General features: G+C 70.5%; 21 protein-coding genes. 13 read left to right on the top strand and 8 right to left on the bottom strand.

Going from position 1 to position 17,779, the window contains the following annotated elements; genetic code table 11:
* Window positions 1–271: 271 nt before the first annotated feature.
* The 3 genes from ACIBM5_RS31160 to ACIBM5_RS31170 form a co-directional block, all read right to left on the bottom strand.
* The gene (locus ACIBM5_RS31160) at window positions 272–658 is read right to left on the bottom strand and encodes a hypothetical protein (RefSeq protein ID WP_396009902.1); all 387 of its coding nucleotides are present in this window, start codon (window positions 656–658) and stop codon (window positions 272–274) included.
* A gap of 1,052 nt (window positions 659–1,710) precedes the next feature.
* Window positions 1,711–2,979 (bottom strand): sensor histidine kinase, encoded by a 1,269-nt coding sequence (locus ACIBM5_RS31165; RefSeq protein WP_396009903.1) that lies wholly within the window; start codon window positions 2,977–2,979, stop codon window positions 1,711–1,713.
* Between the two features lie 11 nt (window positions 2,980–2,990).
* The gene (locus tag ACIBM5_RS31170) at window positions 2,991–3,647 is read right to left on the bottom strand and encodes a response regulator transcription factor (RefSeq protein WP_396009904.1); all 657 of its coding nucleotides are present in this window, start codon (window positions 3,645–3,647) and stop codon (window positions 2,991–2,993) included.
* 169 nt (window positions 3,648–3,816) lie between these two features.
* Here ACIBM5_RS31170 and ACIBM5_RS31175 point away from each other — a divergent pair, with 169 nt between their 5' ends.
* The 4 genes from ACIBM5_RS31175 (at window position 3,817) to ACIBM5_RS31190 (ending at window position 7,523) form a co-directional block, all read left to right on the top strand.
* Window positions 3,817–4,434, top strand: a complete 618-nt coding sequence (locus tag ACIBM5_RS31175) for a hypothetical protein (RefSeq protein WP_396009906.1) — start codon at window positions 3,817–3,819, stop codon at window positions 4,432–4,434.
* On the top strand, window positions 4,431–5,522 hold the full coding sequence (locus ACIBM5_RS31180; RefSeq protein WP_396009908.1) for a peptidoglycan-binding protein: 1,092 nt from the start codon (window positions 4,431–4,433) through the stop codon (window positions 5,520–5,522). The genes ACIBM5_RS31175 and ACIBM5_RS31180 overlap by 4 nt, the downstream gene beginning before the upstream one ends.
* Window positions 5,523–5,665: 143 nt before the next feature.
* Window positions 5,666–6,319 carry an ABC transporter ATP-binding protein gene (locus ACIBM5_RS31185; protein ID WP_396010088.1) on the top strand — a complete coding sequence of 218 codons (654 nt, stop codon included), beginning with the start codon at window positions 5,666–5,668 and terminating at the stop codon, window positions 6,317–6,319.
* 1 nt (window position 6,320) lies between these two features.
* A complete protein-coding gene (locus ACIBM5_RS31190; RefSeq protein ID WP_396009909.1) occupies window positions 6,321–7,523 on the top strand; it encodes an ABC transporter permease in 1,203 nt (400 codons plus the stop codon).
* A gap of 708 nt (window positions 7,524–8,231) precedes the next feature.
* Here the strand turns inward: ACIBM5_RS31190 and ACIBM5_RS31195 are convergent.
* The 3 genes from ACIBM5_RS31195 to ACIBM5_RS31205 form a co-directional block, all read right to left on the bottom strand.
* Entirely contained in the window at window positions 8,232–8,438 is a 207-nt protein-coding gene (locus ACIBM5_RS31195) for a hypothetical protein (protein WP_396009911.1), read from the bottom strand.
* 11 nt (window positions 8,439–8,449) lie between these two features.
* On the bottom strand, window positions 8,450–8,665 hold the full coding sequence (locus tag ACIBM5_RS31200; RefSeq protein ID WP_396009912.1) for a hypothetical protein: 216 nt from the start codon (window positions 8,663–8,665) through the stop codon (window positions 8,450–8,452).
* Between the two features lie 268 nt (window positions 8,666–8,933).
* Window positions 8,934–9,098, bottom strand: coding sequence for an ATP-binding cassette domain-containing protein (locus ACIBM5_RS31205; protein ID WP_396009913.1), 165 nt, complete (start codon window positions 9,096–9,098; stop codon window positions 8,934–8,936).
* Between the two features lie 783 nt (window positions 9,099–9,881).
* On the opposite strand from ACIBM5_RS31205, the gene ACIBM5_RS31210 reads away from it, so the two are divergent.
* Together ACIBM5_RS31210 and ACIBM5_RS31215 are read left to right on the top strand one after the other, a co-directional pair.
* Window positions 9,882–10,028, top strand: a complete 147-nt coding sequence (locus tag ACIBM5_RS31210) for a hypothetical protein (protein WP_396009914.1) — start codon at window positions 9,882–9,884, stop codon at window positions 10,026–10,028.
* Window positions 10,025–10,336, top strand: coding sequence for a hypothetical protein (locus tag ACIBM5_RS31215; protein ID WP_396009915.1), 312 nt, complete (start codon window positions 10,025–10,027; stop codon window positions 10,334–10,336). Before ACIBM5_RS31210 ends, ACIBM5_RS31215 begins: the two co-directional genes overlap by 4 nt.
* A 93-nt stretch (window positions 10,337–10,429) precedes the next feature.
* On the opposite strand, the gene ACIBM5_RS31220 is transcribed toward ACIBM5_RS31215, so the two are convergent.
* Together ACIBM5_RS31220 and ACIBM5_RS31225 are read right to left on the bottom strand one after the other, a co-directional pair.
* Window positions 10,430–11,263, bottom strand: coding sequence for a hypothetical protein (locus ACIBM5_RS31220; RefSeq protein ID WP_396009916.1), 834 nt, complete (start codon window positions 11,261–11,263; stop codon window positions 10,430–10,432).
* Complete coding sequence (locus tag ACIBM5_RS31225) at window positions 11,256–11,804, bottom strand: SigE family RNA polymerase sigma factor (RefSeq protein ID WP_396009917.1); 549 nt, start codon at window positions 11,802–11,804, stop codon at window positions 11,256–11,258. Before ACIBM5_RS31225 ends, ACIBM5_RS31220 begins: the two co-directional genes overlap by 8 nt.
* Before the next feature lie 691 nt (window positions 11,805–12,495).
* Between ACIBM5_RS31225 and ACIBM5_RS31230 the strand changes: the two genes are divergently transcribed.
* From ACIBM5_RS31230 to ACIBM5_RS31260, 7 genes are all read left to right on the top strand, one after another.
* Entirely contained in the window at window positions 12,496–12,915 is a 420-nt protein-coding gene (locus tag ACIBM5_RS31230; protein ID WP_396009918.1) for a hypothetical protein, read from the top strand.
* Between the two features lie 164 nt (window positions 12,916–13,079).
* Window positions 13,080–13,988 carry a helix-turn-helix domain-containing protein gene (locus ACIBM5_RS31235; RefSeq protein ID WP_396009919.1) on the top strand — a complete coding sequence of 303 codons (909 nt, stop codon included), beginning with the start codon at window positions 13,080–13,082 and terminating at the stop codon, window positions 13,986–13,988.
* A gap of 64 nt (window positions 13,989–14,052) precedes the next feature.
* Window positions 14,053–14,181, top strand: a complete 129-nt coding sequence (locus ACIBM5_RS31240) for a lasso RiPP family leader peptide-containing protein (RefSeq protein ID WP_396009920.1) — start codon at window positions 14,053–14,055, stop codon at window positions 14,179–14,181.
* A gap of 115 nt (window positions 14,182–14,296) precedes the next feature.
* Window positions 14,297–16,138 carry an asparagine synthase-related protein gene (locus ACIBM5_RS31245; protein WP_396009921.1) on the top strand — a complete coding sequence of 614 codons (1,842 nt, stop codon included), beginning with the start codon at window positions 14,297–14,299 and terminating at the stop codon, window positions 16,136–16,138.
* The gene (locus ACIBM5_RS31250) at window positions 16,135–16,392 is read left to right on the top strand and encodes a lasso peptide biosynthesis PqqD family chaperone (RefSeq protein ID WP_396009922.1); all 258 of its coding nucleotides are present in this window, start codon (window positions 16,135–16,137) and stop codon (window positions 16,390–16,392) included. Before ACIBM5_RS31245 ends, ACIBM5_RS31250 begins: the two co-directional genes overlap by 4 nt.
* Entirely contained in the window at window positions 16,389–16,811 is a 423-nt protein-coding gene (locus ACIBM5_RS31255) for a lasso peptide biosynthesis B2 protein (protein ID WP_396009923.1), read from the top strand. The genes ACIBM5_RS31250 and ACIBM5_RS31255 overlap by 4 nt, the downstream gene beginning before the upstream one ends.
* Window positions 16,808–17,776 carry an ATP-binding cassette domain-containing protein gene (locus ACIBM5_RS31260; protein ID WP_396009924.1) on the top strand — a complete coding sequence of 323 codons (969 nt, stop codon included), beginning with the start codon at window positions 16,808–16,810 and terminating at the stop codon, window positions 17,774–17,776. The genes ACIBM5_RS31255 and ACIBM5_RS31260 overlap by 4 nt, the downstream gene beginning before the upstream one ends.
* Window positions 17,777–17,779 lie beyond the last annotated feature (3 nt).

Below are 17,779 nucleotides of genomic sequence, written 5' to 3' on the forward strand. Positions count from 1 at the left end.
GCACAGACAACTGCTGAACCCGCGCCCGGACTTCCGGACGCGGCCCGACCAGGCTAGGCCCGACCCGCGCCCCGGTGGGCGAACGCCGCGCGGAAACGAACGGTCCGTCGCGCCCGTGCCGTGTCCCGTCGCGGTCGCCCACCGCAACCGTCACCGGGACGGCGTCGCGCAGCTCCAGGCGGGCGGTGCCGTGGCCGCCCCGGGTCGCGGCGAGCGCGGCCCGGACATGTCGGCGGGCCATCCGGATCGCCGGGGTGTTGCGGGGTGGGCGTCAGGCGCCGTCCTCGATGTCCGAGATGAGTTTGGTGCTCAGGTCGCTCTGTACGGCGAGGTGGGTGTGTCGGGCGTCGGGGCCGGTGCCCCAGGTGAGGGTGATGGTGGTGAACAGGTGTCCGGCGCCCGAGTCGTGGTAGGCGACCTGCCAGTGGGTGGGGACGTCCTGGGCGCGCAGCACGCCGTCGGCGTGGTTGGCTTCCTCCCAGGCGGCCAGGCGTTGGCGCAGATCCTCGGTGAGGTAGTGGGCGCGCAATTCGCTGCCGAGGTCGTCGGTGCCGTCGTCGACGGCGTCGATGTAGGCGCCGTAGAAGTCCGCGACCCGGTCCACGGCCGAGTCCGGGCTTCCCTCGCGCACGGCCGTGCCCGTCCGGGTGTCGGTCATGTCGTCTTTCCCCTTCGTTCGTCGAAAGCGGCCGGCTCGGATCGTCGCCACCCGGCCACACCGACCAACGAGGACCCCGCCCCGCAGGCAACGCCCTCCTGCTCCCGCCCTGCCTCTCCGACCGTCGAGGTGGCTGGTCGGCCGGGCCGAGCGGCCTCTGCGAGGAGGCGGCGTGCCGGGCCCGGGTCGGGGTGACGGATTCTCGAACCGAGGGCGGGACGACGGCCGTCGGGCCAGGATGAGGCTCCGTCTACTACGGGAGGGGCCGCGCGTGGCCGAGCACATCGAGGACCAGGAGCACGTGGCGTCGGGCCGGCCCCTTTCGTGTGAACTGCCCGCGCCGAGGCCCGGATCGGTGCCATCGTGGGCGGTGCCCCGGGCACGGGGTCCACACATTCGCCGCGCGGCGGGTTGTGCGGGCAGTGCCCCGCGCCCGGGAGGACGAACGGCCCCGACTCCGGTCGGGGCCGTTCTTCGTGGGGTGGCTCGGCGGCAACGGCCCGGGTGCACGCGTCGAGATCGGCGAGATGGGCGTCGGACGCCGGAAGATCGGTCACGGGAACGATCATCACCGACGCCCCCGGCCTCGACTCGTTCGCGAACGCGGACACGGACGGATTCCCGCAAAGGCCCGGGCCGCACCCGCATGGGCGGCCGTCGGAGAGGGACGCGGGTCAGGAATGACACGAACGGCCGCCGAGCACTGTCCCGACGCACGAACACACGCCCCGCCACGAGGAGTTCCCAATCGCGTCGTGCGACCTTCTCACACCCTGCGACACCGCGGGGTTCGGGACCGCTTCCAGAATGGCGGCGGCTCGTACGGGATTTCGGCGCGATCGGGTTCGATCCCGATGAAGCCCTCGAGACGGAACCGGGAGCCGTACCGTTCGATGCGGGCGTCGGAGGGGGCAGCGAAGTGCAGTCGAGGACGAACAACCGTCCCGGGCTCCTCCTCACCGCTCGCGAGCCCGCATTTGCGATGCCGAACCTCGGCCCGGATCCCGCTGGACCGGGAGGATGACCCTTCGGATCCGAGCCGAACCGTTCGGCTATTCGAAGGACGTGGCGTCCTGCCGGGGTACGGAGTCGCCATTGCCGTCGTCGGGTTCCCGCGCAGCCGGGAGGCTGACCGCGACCGTCAACCCCCCGCCCTCTCGCGGTTCGGCGTGGACGTCGCCGCCGTGGGCGCGGGCCACGGCGCGGACGATCGACAGCCCCAGGCCCGCGCCGGGTGCCCGGGTTGCCAGGCGTTCGGCGCCGAGGCGCCGGAACGGCTCGAAGAGCGAGGGGATTTCGTATCTCGCAACGGCCGGTCCGGTATTGGCGACCTCGACGATCGCCGATCCGTCAGTGCCGGTGCGGCTGGTGACGCGTACCCAACCGCCCTCGGGTGTGTTGTGCCGTATCCCGTTCTCGACGAGGTTGTGTACGAGGCGTTCCAACAACACCGGGTTGCCCGTCGTCGCGGCCTCGGCGGTTTCGGTCTCGATGGTGACGGCCCCCTGGGACGCGAGCTCCACGACATGGTCGACGACGTCCGCGAGGTCGACGAACGCGCGTTCCAGCACCTCGTGTTCGGAACGGGCCAACAGCAACAGGCCGTCGATCAGCCGTTCGTGGCGGTTGTTGATCTCCAGGAGTGTCTCGCCCAACTGGCGGACCTCCTCCGACGCGGTGCGACGGAAGACCACCACTTCCAACAGCGCCTGGTTCAGGGCGAGTGGCGTACGGAGTTCGTGCGAGGCGTTCGCGATGAAACGCCGTTGGCCGTCGAAGGAATGGTCGAGGCGTTCCAGCATCAGGTCGAACGTGTCCGCGAGCCGCCTGAGTTCGTCCTCGGGGCCGTCCAGACCGATGCGTTCGTGCAGGTTCCGGTCCGCGGCGGGCGCCTCGGCGATCCGCCGTGCCGTCTCCGTCATACGGTGCAGCGGCTGCAGCATGCGCCCGGCGATGAGCCAGCCGAGCAGCGTGGCCGCGATGCCCACCGCCGCGAGGGCGATGCCGCCCTGGGTGAGGAGCGCGTCGAGCGCGCCCTGGCGCGTTCCATCGGTCGCATGGGTGAACTGCCCTTCCAGCGGCGGCGATCCTGCCGGCGTACCCCCGGACGCGCCGTGGCCCGTGAGCCCGCCACCGGCGGGAACACCGCCTGTCGGCGAACCGCCGACCATCGTTTGCGAGTTGTCCGGCAACTGCTGTGACACCAGCAGATACGTCGCTCCCAGCACCACCCCGCCCGCGATCAGGAACAATACGCTGTAGACGAGCGTCAGCCGCGCCCGAATCGTCAGACGGGAAGGTCGCCACCTCCGGGCCGCCATGCGCCTCGACCTCACGGGATCCGGTACCCCACTCCCGGCTGGGTCACCACGAGCTGCGGTTCACCCAGTTTGCGACGCAGCTTGAGGATCGTCATCCGCACGACGTTCGTGAACGGGTCGGCGTGCTCGTCCCACGCCTTCTCCAACAGGAGTTCGGCGGACACCACGGCGCCGTCCGCCCGCAGCAGTTCCGCCAGCACGGCGAACTCCTTGCGGGACAGGGGGACATATCGGCCGTCTCGGTACACCTCGCGTCGATGCAGGTCCAGCCGTACGCCCGCCCGCTCCAGTATCGGCGGCGCCGCGGCCCGCGAGCGCCGCCCCAACGCGACCACCCGTGCGCCCAATTCGCGAAAGGCGACGGGCTTGGCGAGGTAGTCGTCGGCGCCGAGCGTCAGCCCCGCCACGCGGTCGTCGATCATGCCGGCGGCGGTCAGCATCAGCACCCGCGCCGTCCCCCCTCCGGCGACGATGGTGCGGCACACCTCATCGCCGTGCACAACGGGCAGGTCGCGATCCAGGACGACCACGTCGTAGTCGTGCACGGCGAGGTTCTCCAGGGCCGTACCTCCGTCGTACACGACGTCCACCGCGTGCGCGTCCCCGCGCAGCCATTCCGCCACCGCGTCCGCGAAGAGCGGTTCGTCCTCCACCACCAGGATTCGCATCCGTCCATGATTGCGCCGAGGGCGTCACTTGCGCGTCAACGAATCCGGTGACGGTGGGATGACGGGTCGGCGGCTCGAATGGGTCCACAACCACGGCCGTTCGGCCACGGCCACACAGCCATGGCCGTTCGGCCACGGCCACACGGCCCAGACCCAAGGAGATCACCACATGCGAACGACGGCAGGGCTCGGTCTCGGCCTCCTGCTCACGCTCGGCGCGGTTGCCGGATGCGGCGGCGGGAGCGACGATGACGGCACCCGGATCGCCTCCGCAGGAAAGCCCACCGCAACCGCTCCCGCATCCCCTGGCGGCAAGGGCACCGGAAACGGCAAGGGCGCGGGCAAGGACACCGGCGACGCCCGCGACGCCATGCTCCGCTACGCCCAGTGCATGCGCGAGAACGGCATTCCCGGCTTCCCCGACCCCACCTTCAATGGCGAGGGCGGCGTCTCCCTGGACCTCCCCGAAGGTACCGACGCGAAGGCCGTCGAGGCCGCGCAGGTCAAGTGCCGCAGCCTCATGCCCAACGGCGGCGAGAACCAGAAGGTCGACCCGAAGGTCACCGAGCAACTCCGCCGGTACGCCCAGTGCATGCGCGAGAACGGTATCCCGCAGTTCCCCGACCCGTCCGCCGACGGCGGCCTCCAGATCAACAACGACGCCCTCGGCCTGAGGCCGGACGACCCGCGCTTCAAGTCCGCCGATCAAGCGTGCTCGACGTACATGCCGAAGCCGCCCGGTGGCGACGGAGGCCGCAAGACCAGCGGCCCGGGAGCCGGCGCGTGACCCGCCGCAGGCGCCGCGCCGCCGGACGGGTGGCCGCCGGGATGGCGGCGGTACTCGCCGCGGGGGCCGCGACCGCAGCCGCGACCGGGATCGGGCTGCCCACCAAGGACGAGGCGAAGCCGCCGCGCAGCACGCTGCCCCCGGCCACCGGCACGGTCACGAAGGAGACCCTCGTCGACACGACATCCAAGCCCGGCAGGCTCGACCACGGCAACACCACGATCCTCAACGGCGGCAAGCTCACCGGAACGCTCACCTCCGTTGCCGCGCCCGGGTCGACGGTCGCCCGCGGGAAACCGCTGTACAAGGTCGACAACACGCCGATACTGCTCCTGTACGGCGCGCTCCCCACCTACCGCGACCTCGCGTCCGGCGTCGAAGGGCCCGACGTCGAAGAGTTCGAGCACAACCTCCGGGAACTGGGCTATACCGGCTTCACCGTCGACACGAAGTACACCGACGGCACCGCCGCGGCCGTGAAGAAGTGGCAGAAGGCCAACGGGCTCAAGGAAACCGGAACCGTCGAACTCGGGCGCGTGCACTACGCGTCCGACGAGATCCGCGTCGACGTCGACAAGGCCGCGCTCGGCGACGCGGTGCAGCCGGGGCAGGCCGTGCTCACCTACACCGGAACCCGGCGGGTGGTGAGTGTCGAACTGGAGATGGCGTACGCGGGTCTCGCCAAGACCGGCACCGCCGTCACGCTCACACTGCCCGACCGCACGACCGCCCCCGGCAAGGTCGCCGCGACCGCCACGGTGATCGACCCGGGCAAGGAGAGCGGCGGCAACCCGGCCGTGCCCACCACGAAAATCAAGGCCACGGTCGCCCTGGACGACGACAAGGCCGTTGCCGGGCTCGACGAGGCGTCCATCGATGTCGCGTTCACGTCGTCGCGCCGCGAGAACGTGCTGACCGTGCCGGTGGCCGCGCTCCTCGCGCTCGCCGAAGGCGGCTACGGCGTCCAGGTCGTCGAGGGCTCCGCGACGCGGATCGTACCGGTGACCACCGGCATGTTCGCGGGCGGACGCGTCGAGGTGACCGGACCCGGGCTCGCCCAGGGCACGACGGTGGGGATGCCGACGTGAGCCTGCCGGACGGGGCCGTCGATGTGAACGTGCCGGGCGGGGAGGCCGACACGAGCCCGCCGGACGGGGACGCCCACGCGAACCTGCCCGCGGACGCACCCGCCACCGACCCCACCCTCGACAGTCCGCCGTTCCCCTCCCCCCTGGTCGAACTCGCCGCCGTCGGAAAGGAGTACCCCGGAGGAGTGACCGCTCTCGCCGACGTCGACGTCGGCATAGCGCGCGGCGAACTGGTGGGCATCGTGGGCCCGTCGGGTTCCGGCAAATCGACCATGCTCAACCTGATCGGCACTCTCGACCGTCCCACCAGCGGCACCGTGCGCATCGACGGGCACGACGTCGCCGCGGTGTCCGACCGTCGCCTGTCCGCGCTCCGCGCCCGCCGGATCGGGTTCGTCTTCCAGCAGTTCCACCTCGCCCCCGGGCGCAGCGCGTGGGAGAACGTCGCCGACGGGCTGCTGTACGCGGGGTTCTCGCCGCGCGAACGCCGCCGTATCGCCCGAGGCACCCTGGAACGCGTCGGCCTGGGCGACCGGCTCGACCATCTGCCGCACGAACTCTCCGGCGGGCAGCGGCAACGCGTCGCCATCGCCCGCGCCGTGGCGGGCGATCCGCTGCTGCTGCTCGCCGACGAACCTACGGGCAACCTCGACACGGCGTCCGGCCGCGGGGTCATGGCGCTGCTGCGTGAACTCCACGCGGCCGGAACGGCGGTGGTGGTCATCACGCACGACCTGGAGATCGCGGCGTCGCTGCCGCGGCGGATCACGATGCGCGACGGACGGGTGGAGACCTGACATGCCAAGCGTTGACTCTCCGGCCCGGCTGAGGCCGCGCGATGTGGCCGCAGTGGGTGCGGTCGGACTGCGCACGCGCCCGCTGCGGGTGTTCCTGTCCGCACTGGGCATCGCCATCGGCATCGCGGCGATGACGGCCGTCGCGGGCATCTCCACGTCCAGCCGCGCGGACCTGGACGACCGCCTGGCCGCGCTGGGCACCGACCTGCTGACCGTGGCCCCCGGCAACTCACTGACCAGCGGCACCGCTTCGCTCCCGTACGAGGCGCCCGCGACGATCGCCCGGATCGGTCCGGTACGGCGGGTCGCCGCGACCGGTCTCGTCAAGTCCGCGAAGGTCTACCGCAACGACCGCATCCCGGCCGCGCGGAGCGGCGGCGTCACGGTCTCCGCCGCGCACCTCGCCCTGCCCCAGACCGTCGGGGCCCACCTCGGACGCGGCACGTGGTTCAACGCGGCGACCGAGCGCTACCCGGCCACGGTCCTGGGCGCGTCGGCGGCGGACCGGCTCGGCATCGGCGCACCGGGCCCGGACGTCCGGGTGTACCTGGGCGGACGCTGGTTCATCGTCGTCGGCATCCTCGACCCGGTGCCGCTCGCGCCCGAACTGGACGCGGCGGCCTTGGTGGGGTGGCCCGCGGCCGGTACGTACCTCGGCTTCGACGGGCATCCGACGACCGTGTACACGCGTTCGGCCGACGCGGCGGTGGCGGCCGTGCGCGACGTGCTCGCGCGTACGGCCAACCCGCGCAACCCGAACGAGGTCAAGGTCTCGCGACCCTCCGACGCGCTGGCGGCCCGCCAGGCCACCGACAAGGCCTTCACCGGTCTGCTGCTCGGGCTCGGCGCGGTGGCACTGCTGGTCGGAGGAGTCGGCGTCGCCAACACCATGGTCATCACCGTGCTCGAACGCCGCGCCGAGATCGGCCTGCGCCGCTCACTGGGCGCCACACGGGGCCAGATCCGCACCCAATTCCTCGTTGAGTCCCTGATGCTCTCCGCCCTCGGCGGATTGGCCGGCATCACCCTCGGAACGGCGGTCACCACCGGGTACGCAAGTACCCGCAACTGGGACGCGATCATCCCGGCCTGGGCCAGCGCCGGCGGCTTCGCCGCCACCCTGCTCATCGGCGCCGCCGCCGGCCTGTACCCGGCGATCCGCGCCGCCCGCCTCCCCCCGACAGAAGCCCTATCCGCAACCTGACCCCCACCCCGCCGCCGCACATCCCACCCTGAACGCCCTTGCGACCCCGTGGCCGCGCCCCTGCGGGCGCGGCCACGGGCTACGGCAGTTCCGCGAGTGGTCGCGATCGCCTGTCGTTCGGCGGACATGGCGACGAGACGACAATCCGGGTCGGCGCGGCACTTGGGAGGGGACGACGACAGCATTGCGATGGCTCGACGCGGCTGTGCGCCGAGGGCGAAGAGGGTGCCGGCGACGTGCGCACCGCCGCCGATGCCAGGACCACCCGGTTCCTCGGGCTGCCCCCGACGGTCACGCCATCGCCTTCCAACCGAGGGGCGAGCCGAGAACCGCAGCGCCGGGACCGCGACGCTTCGCCGACAACTGGGTCGACAGGTTCAACCAGCCCAACAGCCGGAACCGATGGCTCGTGGCGGTACGCCCGAACGTGACCGTGCGCGACCACAACGGGCGGTTCCTCGGCTACGCCGACAGCGTCGTGACCGCCTACCTCGTCGGCGTGGGCACCGACCACAGACCGTTCGGCGACTGCCTCGGCCCTGACCCCTCCACCCTCCGCCGTCGCCACCCCCATCCGATCCCACACCCCCGACCGGATGCCCGGCGAGGTCCGACCCGAGGACGTGTCGCCACCTCGCGTGATGCGCACAATCGTCGCCCATCAAGGATGTGGGCGGATCCGTTTCCGGGATCCCGCCCAACGGCCGGTCACGATGCGTCGTCGGCGTAGGCCGGACGCAACGGCCGCAGCACGTCGGGGAGTTCGGGTAGGGAGAAGGAGTAGCAGCCGAGCATGTTCACATGGTCGCGCGGGAACGGGTTCAGTCGCGCGACGTCCTCCTCGAACCGGTGCCCCCGATCCGCTTGCCACGGCACCGGGCGGGGCGCAGCGCCGGGCCACCCGGTGCCGTGCATGCGGCTGCGGGTCACACGTCCGGTTCGGCACCGGTCAGGCACGACGGGCCGCCGGGAACCGAGCCACCCCGGCGGCGACCCTGGCCGCCGCCGTCACCGCCCGCGCCCACGCCCTGGCCCACCAAGGTGAACAGGCCCGCCGGGCGGTCGCCGACGCCGACGCCCTGATGGAACGCCTCGACACCGGCGCACGGGCGGACACGTGGCTGGCGGGAGGGCGTTGCCATTGGCCGCCGGAGAGGTTGTGGCCGCCCCACCAGGAGCGGGCGAGGCTGGTGTCGAGTCCGTGCGGCAGGGCCGCGATGACGGCGTCGGCGTCCGAGGCGCGAGCGGCGTCGTGGATCGCGTCGTCGCCGCGTTGTTGGGGATGCCCAGGGTGATGGTGTCGCGGACAAGGAACGGCCAGTCGTAGCCACCCTGGGGGACGAGGGTGACGTGTTCCCACAGGCTTTCGGGATCGGCGTCGGCCAGGTCCAGGTCGCCGGTGGGGCCACTTCAGCGCACCCGGCCGGACTCGGGAAGGTAGAGGCCTGCGACGACGCGGACGAGGGTGGTCTTGCCGGAGCCGTTCTCGCCGACGAACGCGATCGTCTCCCCGCGTCGCAGGGCGCGGTCGAGGGCGGGTCGAACGGCCCGGCTCCGCCGTGCGCGAACGCGCACAGCGGAACAAGCACGAGCGGGCCCGTGCAGACGCCGTTCGAGACCGGGTACGCCGCGGCACAGGAGAAGGCGACGGCACACGCGCGCGAAGCGATCGCGCCGCAGGCGGTAACAGCAAGACCCGAGAACGAACGGTGCCGGAGAACCCCGGCCCGCGGGAACGGCGTCCACGGCCGAAAGCCGTCGGCGCCGGCGCGGCGCGTGCACCCGGTCTGCCCACCCGCAGGAATCGTGGGTTCGGTCGGCCGTCGCACGCCCCGTGACTCCGGCGGCGTGAAACACGCCGACGAGCGCGCGAGGGCCGCGATCCCGGATGTGCCCCGCGAACGGTGAAGGCATCCGAGGGGACCGTCATGGACTCGACCCTGTCGATCGCGCGACTCCTCGAGCACCGGCACGGCGACCCGATGCCGCCCATGCCACCCGCCACAACTCGTCCGTGAACTCGCCCACTCCCGGACCGTCCGAGGCATCCCGCGCGCAAACCCCGATCACCCGGGACACGCCGGAATCGGCTCCGACGCCGGCACTCCCATCCGGCGAACGGTCCGGACCGACACCACACGACGCGACGTCCCGGCCCAGTTCGAGGACGGCAGGGTGGGGCAACCCGAACCGCCACCGCCGCCGACGTCGCCACCCGGGCCATCCCGGCGGCGGTGACGTGTCCGGGCGGGACCGGGGGGGAGGCGGCGCTGTTGCTGGCGGAGTTGGCCGTCCCCGATCCCGCCCGACCCACCTGGCCCTCCGCGCTGCGCTGTCGAGCAGGTCGACGGCACCCTCATGGTCCACCGGCGCCTGGTCCGCGACTACGACCACCGGACCGACAACACCGCTTCCCGCATCTACTGGGTCTCCACCACCGTCATACTCCGCCGGCTGACCCGGCCGGCTCCGGCCTGGCGCGACGAGGTCGAGGCCGCCGCGTGAACGTCGCCGAACTCCTGGACATCCTCCGGCAGCAGCACGACCATGCCTCGACCCACGCCGACGGCCTGCGGCACCGGATCGACGAACTGACCACGGCCCTCGGCGAGATGGAGGAACACCTCACCGAACCGACCACCACCCGGAAGATCGTCGATGGCCTCGTTCCCGCCGAGACCGCACCGCTTCCGGCCGAGCCCGCCGCGGTCTACCGGGACGTCGTCAAGGCGTTCAGCGAGAACCCGCAAAGGCGTTCCGCGTCCGCGACCTACCCGAACACCTCGGCCTGCCCACGGACGACACCGCGATGAACACCACCCGCACCCGTCTCGGACGCCTCGTCCGCCAAGGCGTCCTCACCCAACCCGAACGCGGCCAGTACCAAAAACGGACTTGACGCTCCCTCAGTAAGTAGCGTCGCCAGATTGAACAACTGCCGCGTGCGCCAGGGTCAGCGGTAGTTGGGGCCGGCAAACGGCGTCCGCCCCGTACAGGAGGAAGACGACGGTGGTGTCGCGGCGGGCGATCGCGGTGAACTCGACACGTTCGCCCAGTCTCTGACGCCACACGGAGATATCGACGGTCTCTCCCTGGTCGGTACGAGTCGCCAGATGGCAGAGGCCCGTCCGTGTATCCAGATAGTCGGCGACACGGATCGCCTCGGCCCGATCGGAGAAGGAGATGACGATCTCGGAGAACGATGCCGTCGGGCTCGTCCGGCTGGTGTAGCGGAACATCCCCGCATGTCGAACCCCGACGAGTCGAATCCCGCCGATCGGACGCGTGTCGTCACAAGAGATCGGTCCCGGATCATCCGTGGACGATTTCCGGCCTGTGTACATGCCGGTCGGCTTCCCGGGGGCCACGTCCATGAACTCTTCGTAGTTCTTCGAGGTGCGGGTCAGCTCCCATGGAGCGACTTCGGGCGGAAGCTGCCCGGGGTTGAGCGGTTCGGTGGTCGCGGGACCGCCTCGCGATACTCCCCCGAGGTCTGCGGACAGCACGCCGAGGACGGACACCACGACCACGATGGCCGCGGCAACGCCAAGGGTCGCCCGGCGCCGGAGGCGTCGCCGCCGTCCCCGCCGGCGTGCCGAATCCGCGGGGCGCGGTCTCATGGCGGCTTCGGTGCGCACCACGAGGGCGTCCAGATACTCGGTCAGCTCGGCCTGTTCGTCGCGTTCCGACGATTCGCGGCGCTCGGTGGCGCGGTCAGGCGCCCCGCCCGTTTCACCCATGAGGCACCTCCGCGGTGTCCGTTCGATCCGCGACTTCTCGCGGGTGGCTGTGGGCGGTCGTGGTCAGGTCGTCGGCCAGCGCGCGGCGGGCGCGGGTGAGCCGGACTCGCACCGCGCCGGGTGATATTCCCAGGTCGTCGGCGATCTCCTCGATCGGCAGGTCGTAGAGATGGAACAGCACGACGACCAGGCGTTGGCCGACGGGTAGCCGCCGCAGGGCCCAGACGAGGTCGACGTGGTCGGGCGTCGGATCGGGAATGTGTCCGGGTCCGCCGAGCCGCAGGTGTGCCCGCAGCCGGTTGCGCGTACGTCGCCAACTGCTCACGGCCAGACGGAGCGCCACCTTGCGCACCCAGGCGGCGGGATCCCTGGTGGCCGAGACGGTCGGCCATCGCTCCCAGGCCCGCGCGAAGGCCTCGTGGACGGCGTCCTCGGCCTCGGTCACGTCACCGGTGAGCTGGTAGACGGATGCGATCAGCCGACGCGAGGTGCTCGCGTAGAGCGCGTCGAAGTCGGTTCGTAAGTCCTCATCGTCCCGCATCCCGTCCGCCTCCGGTGTCGGCTGCCGTGCGCCCTTGTCCAGAGGAGGACGCCCGAGCAGGCCGAAACGTTACGCGCAAGCACGCGGATCGACTCCGCCCGACGGGCAACGGCGAACGCCGTGGCCCCGGGAGAGTGCCTCCGTAACGTTCCGGCCCGCCCGGGCGTCCTCCTCTTCGACGGACATCGAGTATGAGACCCGCGCCGCGCGACGGCCGGGATCGCCGCTCGTCCCAAGGCACACCGTTCGTGGCCGGCGCTCCGCCGTGCATCCATCCGTCTGTGGCCCGCCATCTGCCGCGAACGAAAGCGAGGACGGACATGCGAATCGAGACCCTGCCGCGACACACGCGTCCGCCCGGTGCGCAACGATTCGATCGGCCCCCGGCCGAGCGCGCGCGGCGCGCCGACACGATTGCGGCGCGGGCATGCGATCCCCGGCCGTGGCGACCGGAGATCGCGCTCGGACCGGTGTCGATGTGGTCGAACACGTCCCGATCGACAGGAGCCCGAAGGTTTCTGACATCGATCCGCCGGCCGCGCCGCAGGCGTATCGGCTCGTCGTGGTCGTGTCGGGCACCGCGCGAGCCTCCTCGGGCGGACCGGACCGGAGCCTGGGCGCCTTCGAGTTCCACACGTTCGACGCGGCGGACCCGTGCACGTTTCGCGCCGACGGAGACCGGATCACGATCGTGGGCCTGGAGATTCCCAAGGCGTTGATCGCGATGTCCGCGGCCCGGGCAGCTCGTGCGATCGAACGCCCCGTGTCGGGCCGGGAAGGGATCGGCGCCCTGCCGGCCCAGAGGCTCCTGCGCCTGGCCTCCGACACCACCGCGCACCCTCCGTCCATGGTCGTCGCCGATCTGGCCACGGCGATGTTCGCACACACCCTCCGGGCCGACGATCAATCTCTCTCCCGGACATCGCGACGGATCCTGCCGGCCCGGATTTACGCCTACGTCCACGACCCTCACCTCGACCCCGACCGCGCCGAACACCGTCGGTGCCGGCCCGTGCATGGCGGCTGTTCCGGCCGCACAGCCCACGGTCGATGTCGTTTCCCGGTCTGGATCGAATATCGAATATCGAATGCGGAATATTGCCTGCATTAATGGGAGAAGAATGTCTCTTCGAATCGATGCATCCGTATCCGTGGTTCATGGCATGCCCGCCCGAAGAAGCACCTCGGGGGGCGTTCGGGGCGGGAGCTCCTGTCATTCGCCCGGATCGTGCGAGCGCCGCCCATCGGCCCGTTTACACACAGCCCGGGACGGTCATGGCTGACGCGTGGATCGGTAGGGAGGATTTCGCGGATTCCATGGTCACCGTGCCACCCGCTCCGTGCCTGCGCGACGCCGTTCATTCCTACCGGGCGTTCGACCTCGCCAAGTATCGCCCGCACGCATTGTCCGCGGTCGACGGGTTCGTGCGACTCATCGTGTTCTTCGACTCCATGGGGGGTCGGGATACGTCGACGGCGCGACCCATGGGCCCGCGGGTGTCGTTCGAATCATTACGCTCGGGGCTGGATGTCACCGGCGCCGAGGAATGTGCGGAAATCCGCGGGTCGGGAATCGAGGTCGTCCTGGAACCGTGGGCGGTGTCGGGCCTCTTCGGGATTCCCTCGGAACACCTCACGTCCGCGCTGAGGATGCGCGACGAACCAGGTGGGGTGGCACCCGTCCATTCGTTGGCCGAAAAGTTGCTCGATGCCACCGACTTGGGTGCCCGACGTGGTGTCCTCGACCGGGAACTCGCTCGGCGTTTGGCAACCGGCCCGCCGTGCCCTGTGCCACTGCGCAGAGCGTGGCAGAGGCTGGCCGACGACGGGGGCACGATGCCGATCCCGAGGCTGGCGGCGGCCGTGGGGTGGAGCCAGAACCAGCTTTGCCGTCACTTCCGCGCGCAAATCGGCCTCGCGCCGAAGGGCGCCGCCCGGCTGCTCCGGCTACGGCGCGCACTGCGACTGCTCGACGGCGGGCACCCCGGAATCCGGGTCGCCGCGGACTGCGGTTTCTACGATCAGGCACACCTCAGTCGCGAGTGCGCCGCACTGACCGGATTACCACCCACCGGATTCCTGGCCGCAACGCGGGCCCGAGGGCGGGCGCGTCGAGTCCATGTGCCGTTCGGCACGACCGGACAGGACGGTGAATTTTTCCAAGACCACACGGAACTCCGATGACAGAGTGGTTCTCGGCCGGGCACGACAAAGGATCGGCCGATGATTCACCAAAGGAGAGATGACGATGACTGAAGTGGAACTCGACTACGAGCCCCCGATGATCGTCGAAGCGGGCGACTTCGCCGAGGACACCCGTATCACCTGCTGTGGCCGGTGGTTCGACGGGATCCTGGGCTACTACTTCGACCTCTGACGGTCGGCCCGGGAAAGATCCGTGGTTCGGGGGCCGGTGTGTTCCGCCGGTCCCCGGGCCCTACCCGAAATCCGTTTCCCTTCGACGCCGACGAGGCTGGGGAGAGGTTGTCAGCGTGGAATTCGTCGTCATTCCGGATCATCCGGCGAGTGGCCGGATCAAAACGCTCGTCCCGCGCTCGGAAGAGGCAAGGGTAATAGACCATGCGTCGGGCAGACCGTGGATCGTGGGCCATTGGTCGGATGCCGACATCGTGTACGCCGCTGCGGGAGACGTCCGCGTGGTGCTGTTCGGTCCCGTCTCCGCCGATCCCGCCACGTTGAGTCGACAACTGCGACGTGTGCACACGGTCGGGGACGTGGACACGATCGCTCGATCGTTGCATGGCTGCTTCCACCTCGTCGCCTCGATCGGCGGCGTCGTGCGAGCCCAAGGCACGGTCTCCTCGGCGTGCCAGATTTTCCACGGCACGGTGGCCGGCGTCACCGTGGCCGCCGACCGTCCACAGACGCAGGCCGCGATGACGGGGGACGGGATCGACGAGGAACTCCTGGCTCTGCAACTGCTCATGCCCTTCGGGCCACCCTGGCCACTGAACACCCGGTCCGTGTGGCGTGGCGTCCACGCATTGCCACCCGGTCACCACCTGGAGATCTCACCGTCGGGTACCGCGCGCACCCGCCCGCACTGGACACCGCCCGAGCCGGAGATTCCTCTGACATCGGGACTCGTCGCCCTGCGCGAAGCCCTCGAGGGCGCGGTCGAAGCCCGCGTCTCGCGAGGCGAGGCCATCAGCGCCGACCTGTCCGGCGGGAAGGATTCGACGAGCCTGTGCTTTCTCGCGTCCCGGTTCCCCATACCGTTGGTGACCCTGCACCTGGCGTCGTCGGACTCCGCCAACGAGGATCGGCTGTGGGCGGAACGCAACGCGGCCCGACTACCGGACGCGCGACACGTGGTCCTCCCGATGAGCGACACCCCGGGGTTTTTCGCGGAAGCGGCGTCGGTTCCGGAACAGGACCTGGAGGCGCCTTTGACCCTGACACGCCGGCCGCTCGTGGAGTACATCGCGCTGTTCGCCTCCTCCCACGGAGCGACACGCCATCTCCAGGGCATCGGCGCCGACGAGTTGTTCCGACCGAGCGTGATGTCCCTGCACGCGCTGGTCCGCGCCCGCCCACTCACGGCGCTGCCCCACGTGCGGGCCATGAAGTCCATGCGCCGCTGGAACATTGCCACGACCGTACGCAGCCTCGCCTACCGGGATACCTACGCGCGTTGGTTGTCCGGGGTGGCCGACCACGTCACTGCCGAACGTGTACTGGGCACCGGCGTCGGGTGGGAGATCACTCCCCGCGTGCCACCGTGGGCCACTCCCGCGGCCGTCGACGTGATCCGCCGCCGGCTTCGCCACGCCGTCCGCGAGGCGCCCGAACCGTTGTCGCACCTGCCGGTGCATCACGAGATGCTGCGGCTCATGCAGGTCAACGGCACGATCGTGCGGGCGGGTTCCCGGATGATCGAACGCTTCGGCGTGTCCTTTCAAGCGCCGTTCCTCGACGACCGGGTACTGACCGCGGCCATGTCCATCCGTCTCCCGGATCGCCACAGGCCCGATCAGGTGAAGCCAGTACTCGCGGCGGCGATGCGGGGGATCACCCCGAACGACGTCCTGGACCGACAAAGCAAGGGCGACGTCAGTCCGGATCTTTACATCGGCCTGCGTCGGCATCGGCGTCACCTGAGGGAGATCTTCGACGACTCCCGCCTCGCCCGTCTCGGGCTGATCGACGCCGACGGCCCGCGCGCGATACTGCGTGGCCTCCACACGGACGCCGGTGCGCTTATGCCCCTCGACACGACGTTGGCCAACGAGCTGTGGCTGCGGTCCCTGCCCGGCGGCGACGGCCCCATGGCGACGGGGATCGGCGCCGTCCTCACCGAAGGAACATCATGACCTTCTCGCTCGCCCCGCACGTGAGCACCACCGAAACCGAGACCGGCATGGTGCTCCTGGACGAACGCAGCGGGCGCTACTGGCAGATGAACGAGACCGGTGCCCTGGTGCTGCGGAACCTCCTCGAGGGCGGCACCCCCGAGTCCGCCGTCATCGCTTTGCGCGCCCGCTTTCCGACCGTCACCGACGATCTCGGCGAGGACGTCGCGATGCTCGTCGCGGCGCTGCGCGGCGCCGGGGTGGTGACCCCGTGACCGCCAGAGCGCTCAGCCTTCAGTCGTCCACTCCCCTGCCCTGGCACGCGCGTCCCCTCGCGCTGAGCGCGGTGGGAGCCGCCCGGTTGCTCACCCTGCTGCCGCCGAGGCGACTCAGGACGGTCATGGAGACAGCCCGGCGTGGGTCCAGACCCGCGAACGAGGCGGAGGTCCTGCGCGCGCGCAACGCCGTCGTCGCGGTCAGCGTGCCCTGCGCCGGCCCCCGCTGCCTGCAACGCTCCATCGCCACGGCGCTGTTGTGCCGGGTACGGGGCGCCTGGCCGGACTGGGTCACGGGAGTGCGTACCCAGCCCTTCCGGGCTCACGCGTGGGTGGAGGCACAGGGCACACCGATCGGCGAGAGCATCGACGAGGTCAAGCACTTCCATGCCCTCATCCGAGTAGCCGGCACGCGATGAACACGCACTCGATGCGCACCGAAGCCGTCCTCGCCCGCGGACTCACCAAATCCTACGGACCCGTCCACGCCGTATGCGGCCTGGATCTGACGGTCCACGCAGGTGAGGCATTCGGTTTCCTGGGACCCAACGGCGCGGGCAAGAGCACTTCCATCGCCATGCTCAGCACGTTGCTGCGTCCCACGGCAGGCCGGGCAGAGGTCGCCGGTCACGACATCCGCGACGAGCAGGACGCAGTCCGCCGTGCCATCGGAATCGTCTTTCAGGAGACGACCGTCGACGTGGACCTGACGGCCGAGGAGAACCTCCGCTTCCATGCCGACCTGTACGGCATGCCGCGCCGCGAGGCCCGCGGACGGATCGCCTCGATGCTCGACCTGGTGGGCCTGACGGAACGCTCCACCAGAGCGGTCCGCACGTTCTCGGGCGGCATGCGACGTCGGTTGGAGATTGCGCGCGGCATGCTGCACACCCCGCGCGTGCTTTTCCTGGACGAGCCCACCACGGGTCTGGATCCGCAGACCAGAGCGGCCATCTGGGGATATCTGCACCGTCTGCGTGAGGAGTCGGGGACGACTCTGTTCATGACGACGCATCAACTCGAAGAGGCCGAGCACTGCGACCGCATCGCCGTCGTCGACGAGGGGCGGGTGGTCGTGGAGGGATCACCGGCGCAACTGAAGGCCGTCATTGGGGACGACCTGGTCGTCCTGCGCACCCGGGACAACGATTCGGCGTTGCGTTCCGTACGGGAGCAGTTCGGCCTGAGGGCGGTGGTGGAGGAGTCGGAACTGCGCGTCAGGGTGGCCGACGGGGCGGCGTTCGTGCCTCGTCTGTGCAGGCAGTTGACGGTGCCCGTGTACTCGGTGAGTGTCACCTCGCCCACGCTGGACGACGTGTTCCTGCACTATACCGGCCGCACCATCCGGGAGGCCGACATCCGTGGACCCGAAGCCAAGGGGTGACTA

This window comes from Embleya sp. NPDC050493 (assembly GCF_044458105.1).
In the GTDB taxonomy this organism is placed as follows: Bacteria; Actinomycetota; Actinomycetes; order Streptomycetales; family Streptomycetaceae; genus Embleya.